General features: G+C 43.3%; 14 protein-coding genes and 2 pseudogenes. 12 read left to right on the forward strand and 4 right to left on the reverse strand.

Annotated elements, in window-relative coordinates; all coding sequences use genetic code 11:
* Positions 1 to 258 precede the first annotated feature (258 nt).
* Positions 259 to 1,641 carry a hypothetical protein gene (locus tag I1H34_RS12565; RefSeq protein ID WP_212665911.1) on the forward strand — a complete coding sequence of 461 codons (1,383 nt, stop codon included), beginning with the start codon at positions 259 to 261 and terminating at the stop codon, positions 1,639 to 1,641.
* Positions 1,642 to 1,850: 209 nt separating this feature from the next.
* On the opposite strand, the pseudogene I1H34_RS12570 reads toward I1H34_RS12565, so the two are convergent.
* Positions 1,851 to 2,675, reverse strand: a pseudogene (locus tag I1H34_RS12570) (ISKra4 family transposase); the annotation flags it as partial.
* A gap of 768 nt (positions 2,676 to 3,443) precedes the next feature.
* Between I1H34_RS12570 and tnpC the strand changes: the two are divergent.
* The 3 genes from tnpC (at position 3,444) to I1H34_RS12585 (ending at position 6,825) form a co-directional block, all read left to right on the forward strand.
* Positions 3,444 to 4,868 carry an IS66 family transposase gene (gene tnpC, locus I1H34_RS12575; protein ID WP_212666244.1) on the forward strand — a complete coding sequence of 475 codons (1,425 nt, stop codon included), beginning with the start codon at positions 3,444 to 3,446 and terminating at the stop codon, positions 4,866 to 4,868.
* 358 nt (positions 4,869 to 5,226) lie between these two features.
* Complete coding sequence (locus I1H34_RS12580) at positions 5,227 to 5,730, forward strand: GNAT family N-acetyltransferase (protein ID WP_212665912.1); 504 nt, start codon at positions 5,227 to 5,229, stop codon at positions 5,728 to 5,730.
* 258 nt (positions 5,731 to 5,988) lie between these two features.
* Positions 5,989 to 6,825 (forward strand): IS4 family transposase, encoded by an 837-nt coding sequence (locus I1H34_RS12585; RefSeq protein WP_212661571.1) that lies wholly within the window; start codon positions 5,989 to 5,991, stop codon positions 6,823 to 6,825.
* 85 nt (positions 6,826 to 6,910) lie between these two features.
* Here I1H34_RS12585 and I1H34_RS12590 read toward each other — a convergent pair whose 3' ends face one another.
* Entirely contained in the window at positions 6,911 to 9,070 is a 2,160-nt protein-coding gene (locus I1H34_RS12590; RefSeq protein ID WP_212661570.1) for a recombinase family protein, read from the reverse strand.
* A gap of 415 nt (positions 9,071 to 9,485) precedes the next feature.
* Between I1H34_RS12590 and I1H34_RS12595 the strand changes: the two genes are divergently transcribed.
* The 6 genes from I1H34_RS12595 to I1H34_RS12620 all read left to right on the forward strand — a co-directional run bounded on the left by I1H34_RS12595 (position 9,486) and on the right by I1H34_RS12620 (position 14,356).
* The gene (locus I1H34_RS12595; RefSeq protein WP_212665913.1) at positions 9,486 to 9,650 is read left to right on the forward strand and encodes a hypothetical protein; all 165 of its coding nucleotides are present in this window, start codon (positions 9,486 to 9,488) and stop codon (positions 9,648 to 9,650) included.
* Positions 9,651 to 9,686: 36 nt separating this feature from the next.
* A protein-coding gene (locus I1H34_RS12600; RefSeq protein WP_212662238.1) for an IS1 family transposase occupies positions 9,687 to 10,516 on the forward strand; the annotation gives its coding sequence in 2 pieces (ribosomal slippage) (positions 9,687 to 10,028 and positions 10,031 to 10,516; 828 coding nt in all).
* 171 nt (positions 10,517 to 10,687) lie between these two features.
* Positions 10,688 to 10,855: an ISAzo13-like element transposase-related protein gene (locus I1H34_RS33090; RefSeq protein WP_212665914.1), complete on the forward strand. Its 168-nt coding sequence runs from the start codon at positions 10,688 to 10,690 to the stop codon at positions 10,853 to 10,855.
* An 82-nt stretch (positions 10,856 to 10,937) separates the two neighbouring features.
* Complete coding sequence (locus tag I1H34_RS12610) at positions 10,938 to 12,110, forward strand: transposase (protein ID WP_212665915.1); 1,173 nt, start codon at positions 10,938 to 10,940, stop codon at positions 12,108 to 12,110.
* Between the two features lie 1,032 nt (positions 12,111 to 13,142).
* Positions 13,143 to 13,367 carry a hypothetical protein gene (locus I1H34_RS12615; RefSeq protein ID WP_212665916.1) on the forward strand — a complete coding sequence of 75 codons (225 nt, stop codon included), beginning with the start codon at positions 13,143 to 13,145 and terminating at the stop codon, positions 13,365 to 13,367.
* A 494-nt stretch (positions 13,368 to 13,861) separates the two neighbouring features.
* Positions 13,862 to 14,356 (forward strand): hypothetical protein, encoded by a 495-nt coding sequence (locus I1H34_RS12620; RefSeq protein ID WP_212665917.1) that lies wholly within the window; start codon positions 13,862 to 13,864, stop codon positions 14,354 to 14,356.
* 13 nt (positions 14,357 to 14,369) lie between these two features.
* Here I1H34_RS12620 and I1H34_RS12625 read toward each other — a convergent pair whose 3' ends face one another.
* Both I1H34_RS12625 and I1H34_RS12630 read right to left on the reverse strand, forming a co-directional pair.
* Positions 14,370 to 14,912 carry an IS630 family transposase gene (locus I1H34_RS12625; RefSeq protein WP_212663263.1) on the reverse strand — a complete coding sequence of 181 codons (543 nt, stop codon included), beginning with the start codon at positions 14,910 to 14,912 and terminating at the stop codon, positions 14,370 to 14,372.
* Positions 14,913 to 14,925: 13 nt separating this feature from the next.
* A complete protein-coding gene (locus tag I1H34_RS12630) occupies positions 14,926 to 15,429 on the reverse strand; it encodes a helix-turn-helix domain-containing protein (RefSeq protein ID WP_249369539.1) in 504 nt (167 codons plus the stop codon).
* A gap of 40 nt (positions 15,430 to 15,469) precedes the next feature.
* On the opposite strand from I1H34_RS12630, the gene I1H34_RS12635 reads away from it, so the two are divergent.
* Both I1H34_RS12635 and I1H34_RS12640 read left to right on the forward strand, forming a co-directional pair.
* Positions 15,470 to 16,744, forward strand: a complete 1,275-nt coding sequence (locus I1H34_RS12635; protein ID WP_212665918.1) for a transposase — start codon at positions 15,470 to 15,472, stop codon at positions 16,742 to 16,744.
* A gap of 314 nt (positions 16,745 to 17,058) precedes the next feature.
* Positions 17,059 to 17,400, forward strand: a pseudogene (locus I1H34_RS12640) (ISKra4 family transposase); the annotation flags it as partial.
* Positions 17,401 to 17,539: the final 139 nt, after the last annotated feature.

The raw sequence follows: 17,539 nt of genomic DNA on the forward strand, positions 1-17,539 counted from the left end.
TGCAAAAAAGCAGTCTCTATTCATCGTTTATTTTAATGAGGTATTAAGCATTGTTCAATCAATATAAATAGATATTTTGAATTCTATTTCTGATGGAATTCGAAATATCTCCTACTAAAAAATATTTAATGAGAATATATAGCAATCTGAAATCAATCGTGAGATGTAGAGAGGCTGAAATCTTTACCAGTATCCATTTAGGTTGAATATAATTCTCACAACTCACGTCAGATCGCTATAGCAGAAGCTATTCAAAGAATGAAGAATTATTTACGGGAATATAAAATAGGGCTTATTAGTAGCTCAGTATTAATATTGATCGGATATGCGACAGCATTTTTCCCTCGTTTATTGTCTTTTTTTGGTGCTCCATCAGCTATTAATTTCATTCACTTTGGAGTCATTCCAAGTATTTCAATACTTGTATTATTTAAGACTCGTGTCAAGATTCGAAAACAGATAAATCTTGTTTGGGATCTTATGATTGGGATGGCATTTCTGCTAACAATAACTCTTGTTAGTGCAATTTTAAATCATGCAGGAATTGTTAATATAGTTTTGCAATTCCTATTTCAGATAGAAGCATTTCTATTGCTCGCAGCCATAATATCAATACCTATGGCAGGAAAGTCTCTTCATCGATTTAGAAAGTATTTACTGGGTTTTGCTCTATTTAATCTATTACTTGCCTTAGCTCAATCTGTACTATTACCAATAGGTATCTATCCTAAACCTAAAGGTGGAACTTTCGCAGACAACATAACTGGCGTATTTGGTGGAGGTGGAGGCAGTGCAGCTAATTATGTTTCGTGTACAATCTCTTTTTATTTTGCTATTTATGTTTTTTTTTATTATAAGAAAGTGCCACTTTGGCTACGCATGTTCCTACTACTCGCTGCTTGCTACCAAATTCAAGTATCAGATTCGAAGCAAGTTTTTATTGCTTTAGCATTTGGTTATGGAATCTTACTACTTACAAGGCTTAAAAATCTATTCGAACTAGTCTTTCATATTGTATTCATAATAGTTTTAACATTCATTGTAGCTTGGATATTATTAAATATTAATATAGAATTATTAGAGCCATATCAAAACTGGATAAATCGTGATATTTGGGGATTTGATGGGCTGGCTATATGGACAAAATTTTCAGCTTTTCGAATTATTCCCCGCTATTTCGTATCATCTCTAAATTGGTTATTTGGTCTTGGCCCAGGTCATACTGTTACGCGCTTGGGTGGATGGGTAATGCGAGATTATGCCACTTTACTTCTTCCACTTGGTGCCACGACTCATGCTGCGACAAAAGATGTATGGGCAATTGTGGATATTTCATACTTGCCTCGAGAGTCTACCATTTACTTTCCATTATTTACGTGGGCAGGCATTTGGGGAGATATAGGTGTTGTTGGATTTTTCTCATATATCTACTTGTGCTCTATTGTCTGGCGCAAAATATGTGTAGATGAATTTGGTCGTTTTTTACTAATATCGTCTGCTATCTTGGGTTGCATCTTAACCCAAATTGAAGAGCCTGCGCATATGGTTACACTTGCTTGCTTGCTGGGAATGCGTTGGCATGAAGAAAAAGAAAAAAAGAAAATAGTCTATGCATTATATGTTGAATACCCTGAACACTAAGTCGAATTTATTCATGCAGGACAAGCGGGAGCATTTGAACAGAAAGTTACGGTTTCGCTCGGAACCATTGCTCTGTATTGCGTCCTAATCGCGTTATTAGGATCCGTAAAGAAAACCTTCGGATACTGTTGGCGAACTCAAAAGTATCGGACAAGAGCCCGAAGTACATGCGATTTTGCCGCCGAGGTACATGCAACTCGCCGCCGAAGTACGCGCAATTTTGCAGTCATCCCTTGTTTAAGTGCCGCATGATGCAGATAGGTCTTGATGGTTTGCAACTCATCCTCTAAGGCGGAAACAACACAAGTCTTTTCCGTAATTTGGCGATGATGTTTATCAACTACTTCAATGGCACTAGGACGATAAACGATGCCAGATAAGGCTTCAAAACTGCGCTTGTCTTTATCTTTGGTAGGAATATGACCCCCATCGACTTGAGCAATGAGTTCTGCTGCCGGGGTGGGTAACTCTTCTTGATCTGGAGGGGTAGTGTTCGCTTGAGATAAACGCTCACCGACTTGATTGGTCACGTTTTTGATTTGGACATGGTTATTCACACTCCGGCGCTGAGCATTCAGCCGCTCCATATTATCCTGGGCTTCTCGATAGCTATGCAGGGCACCATTCTCACATTGCAGTTTTACTAAGTCAGGATGAGTATCTGTGCCAAAAACACTGATCGTTGTTGGAGTACTTTGCCACCGACACTCTGGGTTCTTGCAACGATGCTTTTGAATGCGGAGCTTATGGTCGCTGAAGACGGCATGAAAGGTAGATGACATGAAACCAAGCTTTCCGAGTTTCTCGCCACATTTAGTACATTGCTTTAGACCGATGTCGATGAGGGTAGATTGTTCAGCTAACAGTGCGCTTTGGACTTTTGAAAGAAGCGAAATTTGCTCTTCATGGCGCAATCCAAGATCTAGAATGGACTTTGGTTGTTTAATGTCATAGATTTTTAGAGTGTCTCGTTTAACGACTTCCTAGCTGATGACAGAGACTTTCTCGACTATTACTCTAAATTCGTAATCCATCTACCACCGCTGCTCTCTAACCTCTACAAGAATTAGAGTATAACGGAAAACTATATTAATACGCGATATTTACGCTTATAAAATAAGGCGACAAAGCTCAATCGAGCACCATGCCATCGCAAGTGGGGCTGCAAGGTTTGACGAAGAAGAGTAACCTGATTCATAGGGTTTCATTGTGAGGGGTAGTTATCTCCATGGAACCCTATCTCTGTCTACGCTTTCAAGTTTTTGTCCTGTACTGAGAGCTCACTACGTTCTTCAGGGGTTAGCGACACAATATATTTGTCTGCCATGATGGGGAGGCTAAAAACAGCTAGATAGTTTTTAGCCTCCCCATCCAATTCAGTGTGGTCGAGCACTAGATACTAAGCTTTAAGTGCAAGAACTGTCCTAAGCAAGGTGCGTAGTGCAATAACGGCCTTTTTTTCTCTCTCATGGGAGCATCTTGGCTTATCACTCCCTTCAGTAGAACCTTTTCAAGCCTCACTTAACTAGAGGGGCTGAGATAATCTCACCTGACTACCCAAAATTGATCTCCAGGCACTGGTGTCTTAAGAGGATCTAGATTTCCGTAGCGCCTATGTAATACTCATTTGAGTACTCTATGGTTATACTCAGAACGAGTTGAAAGTTTACTTTTTTCGTTACTGCCCAGGCTTAAATCATTGTGTTGAGAATGAAGTTATAACTCTCTCTGGATCTATGTTTTAAGCACAACAGCAATCAATCCGTTATCTTCCGTTGAACAAGAAAGTCTCTGATCAGAAAATTAGTGAATCTGATATTCGAGCAATCTACCATCAAGGTGAGGATGCAGTTGTTGAGCTAGTCACCCGTCTTATCGAGCGGATAGAGCGACTAGAAGAACGTCTTGACAAGGATAGTCGTAACAGTAGTAAACCACCCTCAGGCGATGGCTTTGGGAAGCGGACAAAAAGTCTACGGGGTAAGAGTAAACGCACAAGTGGCGGGCAAAAAGGTCATCCTGGTCGCACATTGGAATGGCGTGATACCGTCGATGCCGTCGTTTTACATCCGGTGACTCAGTGTCAAGAATGTGGTGCCTCTTTAACCGAAGTAGCAGCCCACAACTATGACCTTAGGCAGATTCATGAATTACCCCCTTTGTCATTACAGGTGATTGAGCATCAAGCAGAAGTCAAATATTGTGAGCACTGTCAAACCTTGAGTCGGGGTGTATTCCCTGCAGATGTCACCAATGTAGTTCAGTATGGCAGCAGCCTTAAAGGCTTGATGGTGTACTTGCTGGACGCTCAACTGTTGCCGTTTGAGCGAACGAGTGACCTGTTGAAAGAAGTTTTTGGCTGCCAGGTTTCTGAAGGAACCCTCTGCAATGCCCGTACAACCTGTGCTCAGAAATTAGAACCGATTGAGGTACAGATCAAAGACGGTATTGAGCAAGCAGCAATAGGGCATTTTGACGAGACAGGCCTGCGGGTGAACAGCAAGCTATGGTGGCTACATGTCGCCTGTACGCGTGGGTTGACCTACTACTTTGTTCATGCCAAACGCGGAAAAGCAGCGATGGACGAAATGGATATTCTGCCGAACTTTACGGGCACTAGCATTCATGATGGTTGGCAGAGTTACGCCACCTATGATTGTGCTCATGGTCTCTGCAATGCTCATCATTTGCGGGAGTTACGCTTTGTCGTTGAGCACTATCAGCAACCTTGGGCTGAAGAGATGATGACATTGTTGGTGGACATCAAAACTCAGGTAGAGAGTGCTCATGCTGAAGGCTTAAAAGCTCTCAGCACAGAACAAATCGAGATGTTTGAGCAGCGTTACCGAAAAGTATTAGCCGATGGATTCAAGAGTAATCCAATCCTGCCAGTTGATGAAAACGCACCTAAGAAACGAGGCAAGAAAAAACAAAGTACACCGAAAAACCTTCTCGACCGATTTGAGAAGTACCAATCTGCTGTCCTGGCCTTTATGTATGATTTCCAGGTTCCCTTTGATAACAATCAGGCTGAACGGGATATTCGCATGATGAAATTGAAGCAGAAGATCTCAGGCTGCTTCCGCTCTTTGGCGGGTGCCCAGCAGTTCTGCCGTATTCGCGGTTATATTTCGACTTTGAGAAAGCAAGATATCCCTGTACTTGATTCACTTAGAAGTATTTTTGTTGGAACTCCTGTGCTACAAATGCTTCAGCCTGGGCAGTAACCTTTTTTCATGAGCTTCAAATCCCTTGTTAGAGAGAGTTATAGCTCAATCTAAAATGTTAAGCCCTCAGCCGTTGGCAGTATATTTACCTTGAAGCCCATAACCCAAAAGAGTTTTAAACTTATTGATCCTGCTAAGAGACCAGTGCTGTATTTACACCACAGCTTATTATGATTAATACACTTATCTGAATTACTTAGAGCTTTTAGATTGTTCATGTAACCGAAAAAAATTCTCAAAAGTTTTAATGCTATGGATTTGTGTTCATTTAGTTTGGGCTGTAGGGCACGAAAAGATTTTGATATAAAGAAAAAAAGTTGGCAAGCCTAAAAAGGAATATAACTGTTAAAGCCTTATTATGCAGATTTTTATCCGGGAGGGAACACTACAAGATTTACCTTTTCTAAGCCAAATGTCATTAGAGGCAGCTAACTGGCATCTGAGCGAGATCCGACCTTCTCTACAAAAAGGACTATCACAACCTGGAATCGCTAATTTGATTGAAGGTTGGGGCCGTGAGGGAGATATTTCTGTGATTGCTGAATCTCTTATTGGTGAACAGGTGGGCGCTGCGTGGTATCGTTATTGGAACAATAATCATCATTCTTCTGGCTATGTCAGTGATGTTATTCCAGAGTTAAAGATTGCGGTTTGCCTGGACTGGAGGAGACGAGGTGTCGGAAGCATCTTATTATCTACTCTGAAACAAAAAGCGTGTGAACAAGGGGTCAAATACATAAGCCTAAGCGTTGAAAAAGATAACCCGGCCCGAAACCTATATCTTCAGAATGGTTTCCGACCAGTAAGACAAGTTGGAAATGTATGGACAATGGTGACCCAGGTAGCTGACCGATTTTTATAGCCTCGGGGTCCTACGGTGTACACACAAGTCTGAATTAGACTGTAGTGAAGTCGTATAGAGCATCCTCATAGATATGGAAAATCCTATTTTGGTGCACGAAGAACTGATTAATGGAACTACCTTTGGCGACCTTCGTTTGCTCAAAAGGGGGCTTCATTATTCGATGCCATTCATCACCATCAGAGCGTAAGCATCCGTCAAATCAGCCAAGGTCGCGCAGAGCAAGTGGGCTTCTATCGCTTCTTAGAGAATGAAAACGTGTCCATATCTGAGTTGGTCAAAAGCCTCTGTGACCACTGCCAGCAACAAGTCAAAGGACGACACGTTTTAGCCGTCAGTGATACAAGTGAGGTCAACTTACAATCTCATTCAGGACGCTTAAAGCTAGAAGAGTTGGGTGTTGTCGGCAATGATCGCGATGTGGGCTTTTTTATTCACCCGACCCTCGCCTTAGATGCAGGGACTGGTTTCCCGTTAGGATTGAGTGCACTTCAACTGTGGACTCGGGACCCGAATCGTCCAACCGTCAAAGATAGAGGAGGATATCAAAACCTGCCGATTGAGGAGAAAGAATCCTTCAAATGGTTAGCATCTGCTGAGCGAAGTCAACACTGTCTGAAGACAGGAGGGGCTAGCCTGGTCACTCATATCGGTGACCGAGAATCGGACTTATATGAAGAGTGGGCAACGGTTCCCGATGCATTCAATCATCTCCTAGTCAGGGTTCGTCAAGACCGTCGTCTGCTAGGTCAATCCAAATCACTCTATGGATATCTCAAATCACGGTGGGGGATTGGATTTACCACGATTACGATTGAGTACGAATCCCGTACTCAGCGGATGGCTAGAGATGCAAAGCTACTGATCCGCTGTGCTCCAGTCAAAATTCAACGACCTGAACATTTGAAGGAATTGGACTATCCACCGAGTATTCAACTGTATGCCATCGAAGCGGTAGAACAGACAACGCCCAAAGGTCAGAACCCGATTCATTGGCGCTTATTGACCACTCACACGGTGGAATCCCTTGAGCAAGCGCTACAAATTCTGGAATGGTACAAATTCAGGTGGAGAATTGAGATGTGCCAGCCTTGATGCCCCTATAGACATCAGAGTTTTTCCGTTGAGGTCGCATAGACGAAGAATAATTTTGTGACATAAGACCTTTACCTTAAGAATTTTACAGTTTGGGAATTTCGGTTCCATCAGGACAGATAGCTATATCGGGAACTTCGCCTTTCCATCGTTGCCTTAGAGTCTCACCTACAGGGGATTGTCGATAACGTTTCAATCGGTCTACTTCTGCCTGATCAGCCCAGACAATCCAACATCTAGAGTGTTCAGACTGCTGTCGTGCTTTGACCCATCCCCGTCTGAGCCAGTGGTAAAGTGTGACCCTTGGCATCTCTAAATGTTTTGCTAAATCAGGCAGCCACCACTCATTCTCTCCAAGAGCAGCTCGTTTATGCATAACAGGATGAGAACCTATGCTTAAGCGCCGCATCAACGTCTGGACAATTTGTCGGTTGAACGTTTGGCGACGTTTGGGGGGATGGAATCCAGCTTGGTGTAGGCAATCAATAATTTCATCTGTACTCAAGTTTTCTTCAGCACACTGTTCTAGTTTTTCACATAGTTGGGGATAGAAACTTAGCTGAGTCCAATGGGCAACCGGACGGGTAATTTGATCATGGGTGGAGTCCCCTCCTACCCACTCAATCACCACTTGAGCGTGTTCACTTTTGCCAATGATATTCACGCTGATGTTTTGAATCACTTGCCGAATAATTTCTTTGCGTTGAATTTGTGTAGTGGTTTCTGCTTTCCAAAGTGCAGGTAAATCTTCAGCCAGTTGCCGAATGGCCTGTTTCTCATCAGCGGATAGTGATTGAGATTGCTGGGAACAGAAGCGGTTATACTCTTGTTGAAGATCTTGATGTGCTTGTAATTTGGCTTCCCAGTCTTGAGCTAATTGTCGAGCGACTAATCGATTTTCAGGTTCGACCAAACGATAATGTCGGCCTGCTCGTTCCGCTTCAAATGTAGCTCGCTCCAAGCGGTGTTGCCAAAGCTGATTAAGCTCTAAATGGTCCTGCTCTAAATGCATCGTCGCAGCAAGTGCTAATTCTAAGGCCGCAGGTTTTAATGCCTGCAACACTTGTTTGGAGACGTATATATCTAAACAAGGTCCTGACAAACTTTGACAGAGAACACCGCCATAATTGACAGCCTCTTGGCGGCAGACATACTGATGATGCCCCTTTTGTGGATAGTGGATCATCATATAGCTACCACATTTGCCACATCTGAGGAGGCCAGATAGCAGCGCTGTTCCTGGGCGTGCTACCCCAACTTCCTTCGCACGGTTTCGATTAGATTGTAGTTGAGAGACATTCCGCTGGTATTGCTCCCAACCAATGTAAGCAGGATGATGGTCTTTAATTAATACCAACCAATTCTCAGGGGGTTGAACGACTGATCCCGTACGGGGACGTCCTGCTTTCTTTTTTCGAGGATCAATTTGTTTGCGACCATAAGCGTATGCCCCAGCATAAGCAGGGTTTTTCAGTAAGCACTGTAATGTTGCTCGAGTGGGTCGTCGCCACTCTAGATCACCTTTATGTGCACCAGATAGTACCCGGACTCCAATTTGAATTTGATGGGTTACTAAATAGCGAAGAACACCGTGGAGTGTACCGAGGTCTTCAAATTTTCGGAAGATGAGTTTTACAATTTGCTGAGCCTGTTCGTCTGGGTCAAATTGAACGACTCCAGAAGGATGACGGACATAACCAATAGGCACGCTAAAGCCTAATTCTCCCCGTTGAGCTTTTGCGTGTTTGCCTTGAACCAATCGCTGTTTGAGAATGTGGAGCTCTGCTTCACTCATGGTTCCTTTTAACCCCAACAGGAGACGGTCATTATACTGACTGGGATCATAGATGCCATCAAGGTCTGCAATCAGCGTTCCGAACAAGGCACAAATTTCTAATAGTTGATGCCAGTCCTTAGATGAGCGAGCAAGACGCGACATCTCTATACCTAAGATTAAGCCAACATGATTGAGGCCAACTTCAGTAACCAAGCGTTGAAAACCGACACGACCTTCAGCACTACTACCAGATTTGCCTAAATCATCATCAATGGTCAGCACTCTCTTGCGGTTCCAGCCCAAAGTCTCAGCACGATGGACCAAACCATATTGAAGTCGAGTCGATTCTTGATGATTCACCACTTGCTGTAAGGTTGATTGACGTACATACACGATGGCTAACCGTTCTAGATGATGGGGCTGAAGTTTTTCTGATGTCCATATTCCTAGCTCAATCTTGGAGTTCATTGCTCACCTCCCTCTGTTTTTGGGCCACCATCTGGCTCTTTAACATCTGACTGAGGATACAGACTAATCGCTGGCGTTTGGGATGAGGCAAGCTTAGCCACAGATTCTCTGTTTTTAGAAAATTTGACGGGGGGACTCGTTTCGCTCTGACATTCGCAACCTTCTTGTTGAGCTGATAAGTGATTTGCTTTCATTCTGGCAACTAGCTTCACTAATTGCAGTAACCCCTTTATTCCGATAATTGGGCAGGCGATACGGTGTGTTTGTATAGGGGTTTTATGGCTGGCAGACTGAGCGGCTTTTCGCGCAACTCAAGAAGACGGGGTTAGATCTTGAATCGACGCAACTCGAATCGGGTGAAGCAATTCAGCGCCTCACCGTCTTAGCCTTATCGGTTGCGATTGCGACATTGCAAATGGTGGAAGGACGAGGCGAGCCACAATGGCCTGCATCTATCACTTTTACCGATGAACAGCAGCAATACCTGAAACAAATTGCCCCCACAGTCCAAGGTAAAACTACAAAGCTACAAAATCCTTATCCGATTAACTCGGTCGTGCCTCAAGTAATTGTGGGTTGAGTATACTAGAGGCTCAGCTCAGCTTCTAACCTACCCATGCAATGCCCACTATGCGGTCATTCCAAAGCACACAAGCATGGCAAGATGCCCAACATGCTTCAACGATACCGTTGTCCTGAGTGCCAGCAGACCTTTACTGAACGCTTTGATACCCTTTACTATCGTCGTCAGGTGAGTCCAGAGCAGGTCCGACAAGTCCTCCAAGCCCATGCAGAAGGGAGTAGTCTTCGAGGTATCACTCGGACCAGTGGCCTGGCTTACAACACTGTAGTCTCTCTAGTAAGAGCTGCTAGCCAACGATCTCAGCAACTCCATAATGGTCAAGTGCAAGCCGTTGAAACGGAGGATGTCAGTGCAGATGAAATGTGGTCCTTTGTGAAAAAAAGCAAAAACACTGTCTTCCCCATGAGCTAGAGATGGGTGATTGTTGGATGGCGATTACCTTGGCAAACACAAGCGGCGTGATCCTCTCGTGTCGTGTGGGCAAGCACACCGATTCATTATTGAATGAACTGGTGACTAGCACTGAAGGTAAGACCGATTGCAAGGACTGGAATAGCGACGATTGGGGGGGGTACGAAAGAGTGTTGCCTTGGGAGATTGACCATTACATTGGCAAGGACAGAACTCAACGACTCGAACGCACCAATGGCATTATTCGACAGCACAGTGGTCGATGGCATCGACGCCAGAACAAATTTGGCAAAGTGTGGGCGCAAACCAAAGTCACTGCTCGATTAGTGGTCAGCTATTTCAATTGGATTTGGACACACAGTCGGCTTAAAACAACGGCGGCACAACGTGCTGATCTAGCCTCGCGAGCTTGGCATTGGGATGACATACTCACCTACCCCACAATTGTTTGATGCACGACCACTCGATTCACTCAATGGGGAGGTAGGAGTATCGTTTTCAACCCAAGCAATGGAGATGCACAAATGACCCATCAAATAACCTGCTAGTAAGGAGTAGAGTGACTTACTGCACTCTATCAGATTATTCCTTAAACCCAGACCTTTTGAACGCTAACTAGTACCATGACTTGGAAGGGTAATCACCCCGTTATAACTTTGACAAATAAGTGTTATGAAACAGGGATTTCACTCACTCAAAAAGCAATGAAAGGCATTGAGAAACGATTAGAGAGACATCCTCAATTACCCAAGTGGGACATCCTAATCTGCCTGCCTGACATAAGTACCTAAAAACCTTTATTTAAGAGACTTTCGGGAGAAAGGTGAAGAGGACATGTGAAGCTAGATTCAACCAAAAATCAGCTTTGCCCACATGTCTAACTCCACCCCAATTTATAGTCAACTTTTCTCCTTTCTGCGTCAATACAGCCATTACCGAGATCTGCGTCATCTCATTGCTCTTGCGTGGATGGTGAGCGCATTAATCTGTAGTGGTCAATTAAGCTTGTCTGCCTGGGAATCTTATGTTCCGAGTCGAGCTAAAAAAGCCCAGAGTGTCGAGCGTCGCTGGCAACGATTTATATCCAATAAACGCATTGATATCAACAAACTATATGTGCCTCTGGTCCTGCTAGCGCTCAAGGATTGGCAATCCCATCGTCTTTATCTGGCGTTGGATACCACGGTTTTGTGGAATCAATATTGCATGATTCATCTATCGGTCGTCTGCTGTGGCAGAGCAGTGCCGTTTTTATGGCTGGTGTTAGAGCATAAGAGTGCAGCAGTAGCATTTGAGGAATATCAACCGCTACTGCGACGAGCCCGTTGGTTATTACGGCAGCATCCAGATGTGATGCTGCTGGCAGATCGTGGTTTTGCTAATCATCAACTGATGAGCTGGTTACAGCAGAGCCATTGGCATTACTGCTTGCGTATCCCTTGTGATGTCATCCTCCATGGTCCACGTCGATGTCCAAGAGAAGTCCGCAGGCTGTGGCCATCTAAAGGTGAAGCAGTCTTGTATCGGAATGTGGGTCTTTGGGAAGATGGTATATATCGCTGCGATCTAGTGCTGGCAAATATCCGAGGCGTGAAAGAGCCATGGGCTGTGATTACTGATGAATCACCCACTCTACAGACCTTGTGGCAATATGCTTTGAGGTTTCGGGTGGAGGAATTATTTCTCGATAGCAAATCTGGAGCTTTTGAACTGGAAGAATCAAAAATTCGCTGTGCTGATGCCCTTGAACGGCTTTACTTGGTCGCTGCAGTAGCATTGCTTTTTAGCACCACTCACGGGATGGCTGTTCAAATTGAAGGACTGCGTGAGCAAGTGGATCCACATTGGCGACGGGGAATCAGTTATCTCAAAATTGGACTGCGATGGCTCCAGGGGGTCGTCAATAAAGGGCGTCCATTGTTAATGCCAGTTCCCCTACTTATTAATGACCCACAACTGTGTTTTGCATCCAAGAAAGCTCGAAAGAAGTACTACGATAAAATCTGGTTCTCTCGAATTCGCTCGTTACAGTGCAAAACCATATAGAGATAGCGATACAGAGATGTGTCAGGCGAGCAGCATCCTAATTCATCCGATTTAGTACGGAACTTCTTTTCAGGAAATCACCTAAGGAGTAGAGTGACCTACTGCACTCTATCAAATTGTTCCTTAAACCCAGACCTTTTGAACGCTAATCCCAGTTACGATGCTTACCACTGCGTTCAAGCATTTTGTAAACTTAGTTAACGTGAATTGTCTGAAGAATATAATTTCATGATATATAAATAATTACAGACATGAACCAACTGTTGTTCCCCACTTCATAAAAAATCGTATCAATAAGGAACTTAATTTACCAATGTAAGTAATTTCTACAAGGATACTCTTCAAAAACATAGGACATTGGTCCCTTAAGAAGAGATTGATTTCCTTAACCAATATTCAATAGGTACTTGCATTTATTTTCTCCACTAATTCTGAAGTATATAGAAAAAAGAGTTTTGAACTTATAGTTTCTGCTAAAAGGGCAGTACCTAAAAATAATACTTCCCTTAAATATTAAAGATAAAGAGAATTCAAGTGATTTCTCTGACTTAGGTTCTGGTTACTATTAAAAGTAGACCAAATACTCTTTTTTAATCACTACAAATATTTTTAGACTATGCAGACTAATTTTTCTAAGCTCTTAATTTTTTCCGAATATAGATGAAATAAATATCTTTGTAAGCTTTTTCTATAATTAGCCATTGTAGTTCTTGAAATGGTAATTATATTCTTAGTTTTATACTATAGCTTGCCCTAATCAAAATATACAAACACATCTTCTTCTCTCATAAAGTTCTCAAGATAAAAGCTCATTATTTTCTAAATGTCCTAAATGGGATAGTTTTATCCCTAGCGGCTAAATTTTTCCGTTTCTATTGAAAAGCTGACTTTAAATATACTTTAATTAACAATATAAATATATATTTACCATAATTTTGAAGTTTCTTTTTGGGATTTTTAACCCTGAAGTAAGAGTTTTTTCGATAAGACTTACAAAGTATCATTCATATTTTTTCGCTAGGACAAATTGATATGACAACTGAAAAAAAACTTAAAAACTCTTTCCTAGCAAAAATCTTTATACAGAAGCATAATTTTCGGTCTGATAATTTGAATAGACCTCTTAATTATTTTAATAAAGTTGAATCCAGTTATTTAAGTAATAAATCCAACTCTATTAATAATAAAAATCTAGATATTTCTTGGCTAGAGATTGATTTTGATAATACTGACTTAGAAGAAGGAGGCCGAATTTAGTGAGAATATTAAACTTAATCGAAAATAGCATAAATCTTGCTACATAAGGCTTTGAGAGAATATCCAAAATTAACCACAACTACTTTCTGTTTAAGGCTTTGAGGGGGGCGTAGTAGGGAGCATGTCACCTTTGCAGATGCACAAAATTTGGAATTAAAAATTTGATGTCCGAAAGCAAAGCTAGCAAGGTTTTTGAAATGAGTATAAATACTAGCTTGCAAAGGTGACATGCTCCCTACAAGGACCACAGCAAAGCCAGGGTTATCCCTTCAGTACTCTGCTTATTCAACTGTTCTTGAGCATCACTGGAGCCTAGGCTCGATATGAAGAGACTTATTGGAATACTACAGATTATTTGATGGCAGAGCTGTTTCAAATTCATGAGAATAAATCTGGTGCTACCATGCTTGCTGGTAGCTATACTTACCTGTCCACTTTTTTGGGTGAAGGACACTTATTGTATTGATACATTGAAAAAGCAGTGAAGGGGAGCAATGAAAACAATAGAATTCCCACTCTATCTCGACTCATCACAACAAACCAAAGTTACTGAGTGGATGGATACTCTTAAACATGTCTTCAACCGAGGCATAGCTCTGTTGGAGTGGCGGCAGTTTTACAACCGACTGCAAAAAGTCCTTGAGGTTGACCCAGATTATTGCACCCCTGTCCAACTCAACGTCACTAAAGTTGGAGATGAGTGGTCAATGTCTTGCGATTGTAGTATCAAGGCTCGCATTGACAAGACCAAATCCTGGGATGGGGCGAATATTGAGTATCGACCTGCTTGTACTCTGGTCAAGCCCCATTGGTTTACAGAACCCCTTACCACTGGCTATAGCGCCGTAGACCTGCGTAAACCATTTGCCCGCAAGCGCTACGACAAACTAGGTGATATCCCCCAGGTCTATGTTAATGACTTCATCAGCCTGGTCGTCACTAAAGCCTGGGCCAACTATTTATACCAAATCCGACTTATTAACCCCTGAAATATCTCATCGGTCAAACTGGCCACCAATGGTAGTAAGTGAGAGCTTTAATGTCTGATTGCATGGTCATTAAAGTTCGACAGCGCTCCTCGAGCACATCTTCGAGAGCATCGAGGGTCTCAAAGCATCGATTGGCGATTGGTTCATCCGCTAGCCGCCACAATCGTTCAGCGGGCTGTAGTTCTGGAGAATAGGGAGGTAAAACCTTCAGATGAATGCCTTTAGGTACCACCAGATTTTTACAGGTATGCCATCCTGCACCATCTAGAACGAGAAGAATCTGTTTGTGCTGTCCCGCTCCAACTTGCTGAGCAAAGCTTTGCAGGGCTTGATTAAACCATTCTCCATTCACCCGAGGCAGAATGAACCATTCAGTGTCGCCTGTTGCGGGGTGAACGAATCCATAAAGATAGGCCCATTCGTAGCGATGGTCCACCTCAGCAATCGGACGCTGACCTACAGGTGCCCAGATCTTTCGAATGATGGGTTTAAGGCCTAAGCGGTGTTCATCAAAAGACCACACTTCGACTTGAGCATCAGGATAGCGTCGCTCCAATTCTGCTTTGCACTCAGGCAGTTTTTTTAAAGGCGGCTTGTGCCTCTGGGTCGCCTTTACGATGATGAGGACGTGGGCATTGAAGGGACTGCTCCAATCGCTTGAGATAGTCCCAACCTCGTTGGGGCCAAACCTTCTCAACTCCTGTCATTTGGGCGATGACCTGTGCTACTTTTGGCCCGTTCCATAGACCACCGTCGGCAGGTGGGGTTTGGAGACGAGTCGACAATTGTGCACATTGGTCTTGAGTCAGGAGACTGCGAGATTGGTAAGGTCGTTTATCTTTGCGTCGGTTGCGTAATCCATTAGCTCCATTGCGGTTATACTCTCTAACAATTTCTCGGGCGTAATCGTAGTTGAGACCGACCACTTGGGCTGCTTGAGTTAGCTTTGTTTGCTCACTGACGAGCCACAGCAGATGCCAGCGGCGCGATTCTACTGGGTCTTGGCTGGCCCGATAATGAGACTTCAGCTCCTCAGGCGAAAAATGAGGTTCGAGATACAGTTTTCTTGGCATTCTCTAATTATGAATTATATCGGAGTTATATAAATCGGATTTGGTATTAGATCCGAACAGACCCGAAATTAGACGACCTCGATATAAAGGCAAGTGTGACCGGGTAAACACCATTCCCTGTGAATCTTTCCGCGCCCAAGCCAAAATTGATTTTGCTACAGATCGGTTGCAGCTCCCTGGCCTAGGTTGGATCGGTATTCCTGCCCTCTCTGTTCGATTGGGGAGTGTCATGATTAGACAGCAAGTGCAGATGGCAAAGTATCCCGACCGCTACCCAGAACTAGCCAAAAAGCTGAATGAGCGGGATGCATTTTTGAGTGTGGCTAGATGGCTGGAGAGGGATATTCCAATGCCAGAGAAGATAACGGGAGATATCAAAAAAGCTATCAATCATGCTGAATGCGTTATCAAGAAATCGGGCCAGGTCACACAGGCCATTGCAAAATTGAGAGAATTGTCAGAGAAGCGAGAATTACAACAGGCGATTAATGACCTTTGTACTCCTGGAGTCTTTAGGATTTGTCGACGCGGGGATAAATTCTATCTCCAAATCGCGGTCCGCTCAGTAGTGAATCCTGGTAATCCTCGGCCCAAACCAATAGGTTTGGATGTAGGTTTAGATCTACTATGCTGCACGACCAATGGCGTGCAGACTAAGCATCCTGATTTGAGGCGATTGACTAGCAAAATTATTCGCCTCAAGCAGAAACAATCGCAGATGATGTTAGGTTCTGCAAACTGGCACCGTATTCAAAAAAAGATTAGTAACGCGGAACGACAGAAAACTAAAGCCAAGCGCAACAAACAGCACTATATTGCAGGCTGGTTAGTGGACACTAATCAGCATATAGCGATCAAGAAAGTCAATCCAAAAGAGGTTGTCGCACGACCCTTGCCGCGACCGAGTGAAGACAACGAGCAATATCTACGTAATGGTAGAGAAGATCAGCGTATCATCAACTATCAGTCGAAGGAAGCCTCAGTTGGTCAGTTTATCAGCTTAATTCTTTCGAAAGCCAGTGACAGAGAAAATCGCATGATAGAATTGGTAGCATGTGAGCCTGAAGCCACACCGACTAAAATTTTGGAAGCGTCCAGTTTCCACTCCGGCGGTCCACAGTCGGAGCCAGCCCAAAACCTGCAAAGGACACGGGAAGGTGATGCGGTAACGCTCACCATGCGAGGGGAAAGCAACAGCGACTCCTCAACAACTCATAGATCGAAGCAAGCCCATGAGCTTGCCAATCCAGCTAAAAGCCCCAAACCTTTCAAACGTCCACGGCGTAAGCCATGGGCTGAACGTAAGACCTTTTAGGTTTTTCAAATACTGACAGATTGGTTGTGGCTGAAGTTTGCGCCTTAGCAATTTATCCAATGCTTTCTACATGACAAAAGCATTTTGTTTATGGGGTTATTCTTCCTTTTTACTTTCAAAAATACTGTGGAGACTAAGTTTTTGAAGACTGGGTGATTTAGGGCATTAGATCTAAAGTGTTGGTGGACATTGGGCCTACAGTTATCTGTTCTCAAAGCTCAACTTTACCCATCAAGCATCATAGCAAGCGTAAATATTACACATTTTAGCAATATTTCATGTTACTATATTTTCTTTGAGAGTAATGGTGAGAGATGGACTACGAATTTAGAGTAATAGTCGAGAAAGTCTCCGTCACCAGCCAGGAAGTAGTCAAGCGAGACACTCAAAAAATATATGACATCCAACAACCCGAATCAATTCTCGATCTAGGATTGCGTCATGAAGAGCAAATCTCTCTACTTTCCAAAGTCCAAAGTGCTCTGTTAGCCGAGCAATCAACCCTTATCGATCCTGGATTCAAGCAGTGTATCAAATGCGGAGAGAAAATAGGCAAACTGGGTTTTCAAGCATCTACATTTCATGCCGTCTTCAGCGATCATAAACTCCGAATCCAAAAACATCGGTGCAAGATCCCTGAGTATTGTTGGCAAAGTATCAACTGATTTCGGGTTTTAATCCATGGGTAAGATTATCTAAAACCCTTTTTCTGCATAGCATTCCACCGACACAAACTAAAATGACGCCAGCCATTTAGTTTACCGTTCGTTAGGAGTGCAAATGCCTCAAACTAAG

Origin of the sequence: Acaryochloris marina S15 (assembly GCF_018336915.1) — a bacterium.
In the GTDB taxonomy this organism is placed as follows: Bacteria; Cyanobacteriota; Cyanobacteriia; order Thermosynechococcales; family Thermosynechococcaceae; genus Acaryochloris; species Acaryochloris marina_A.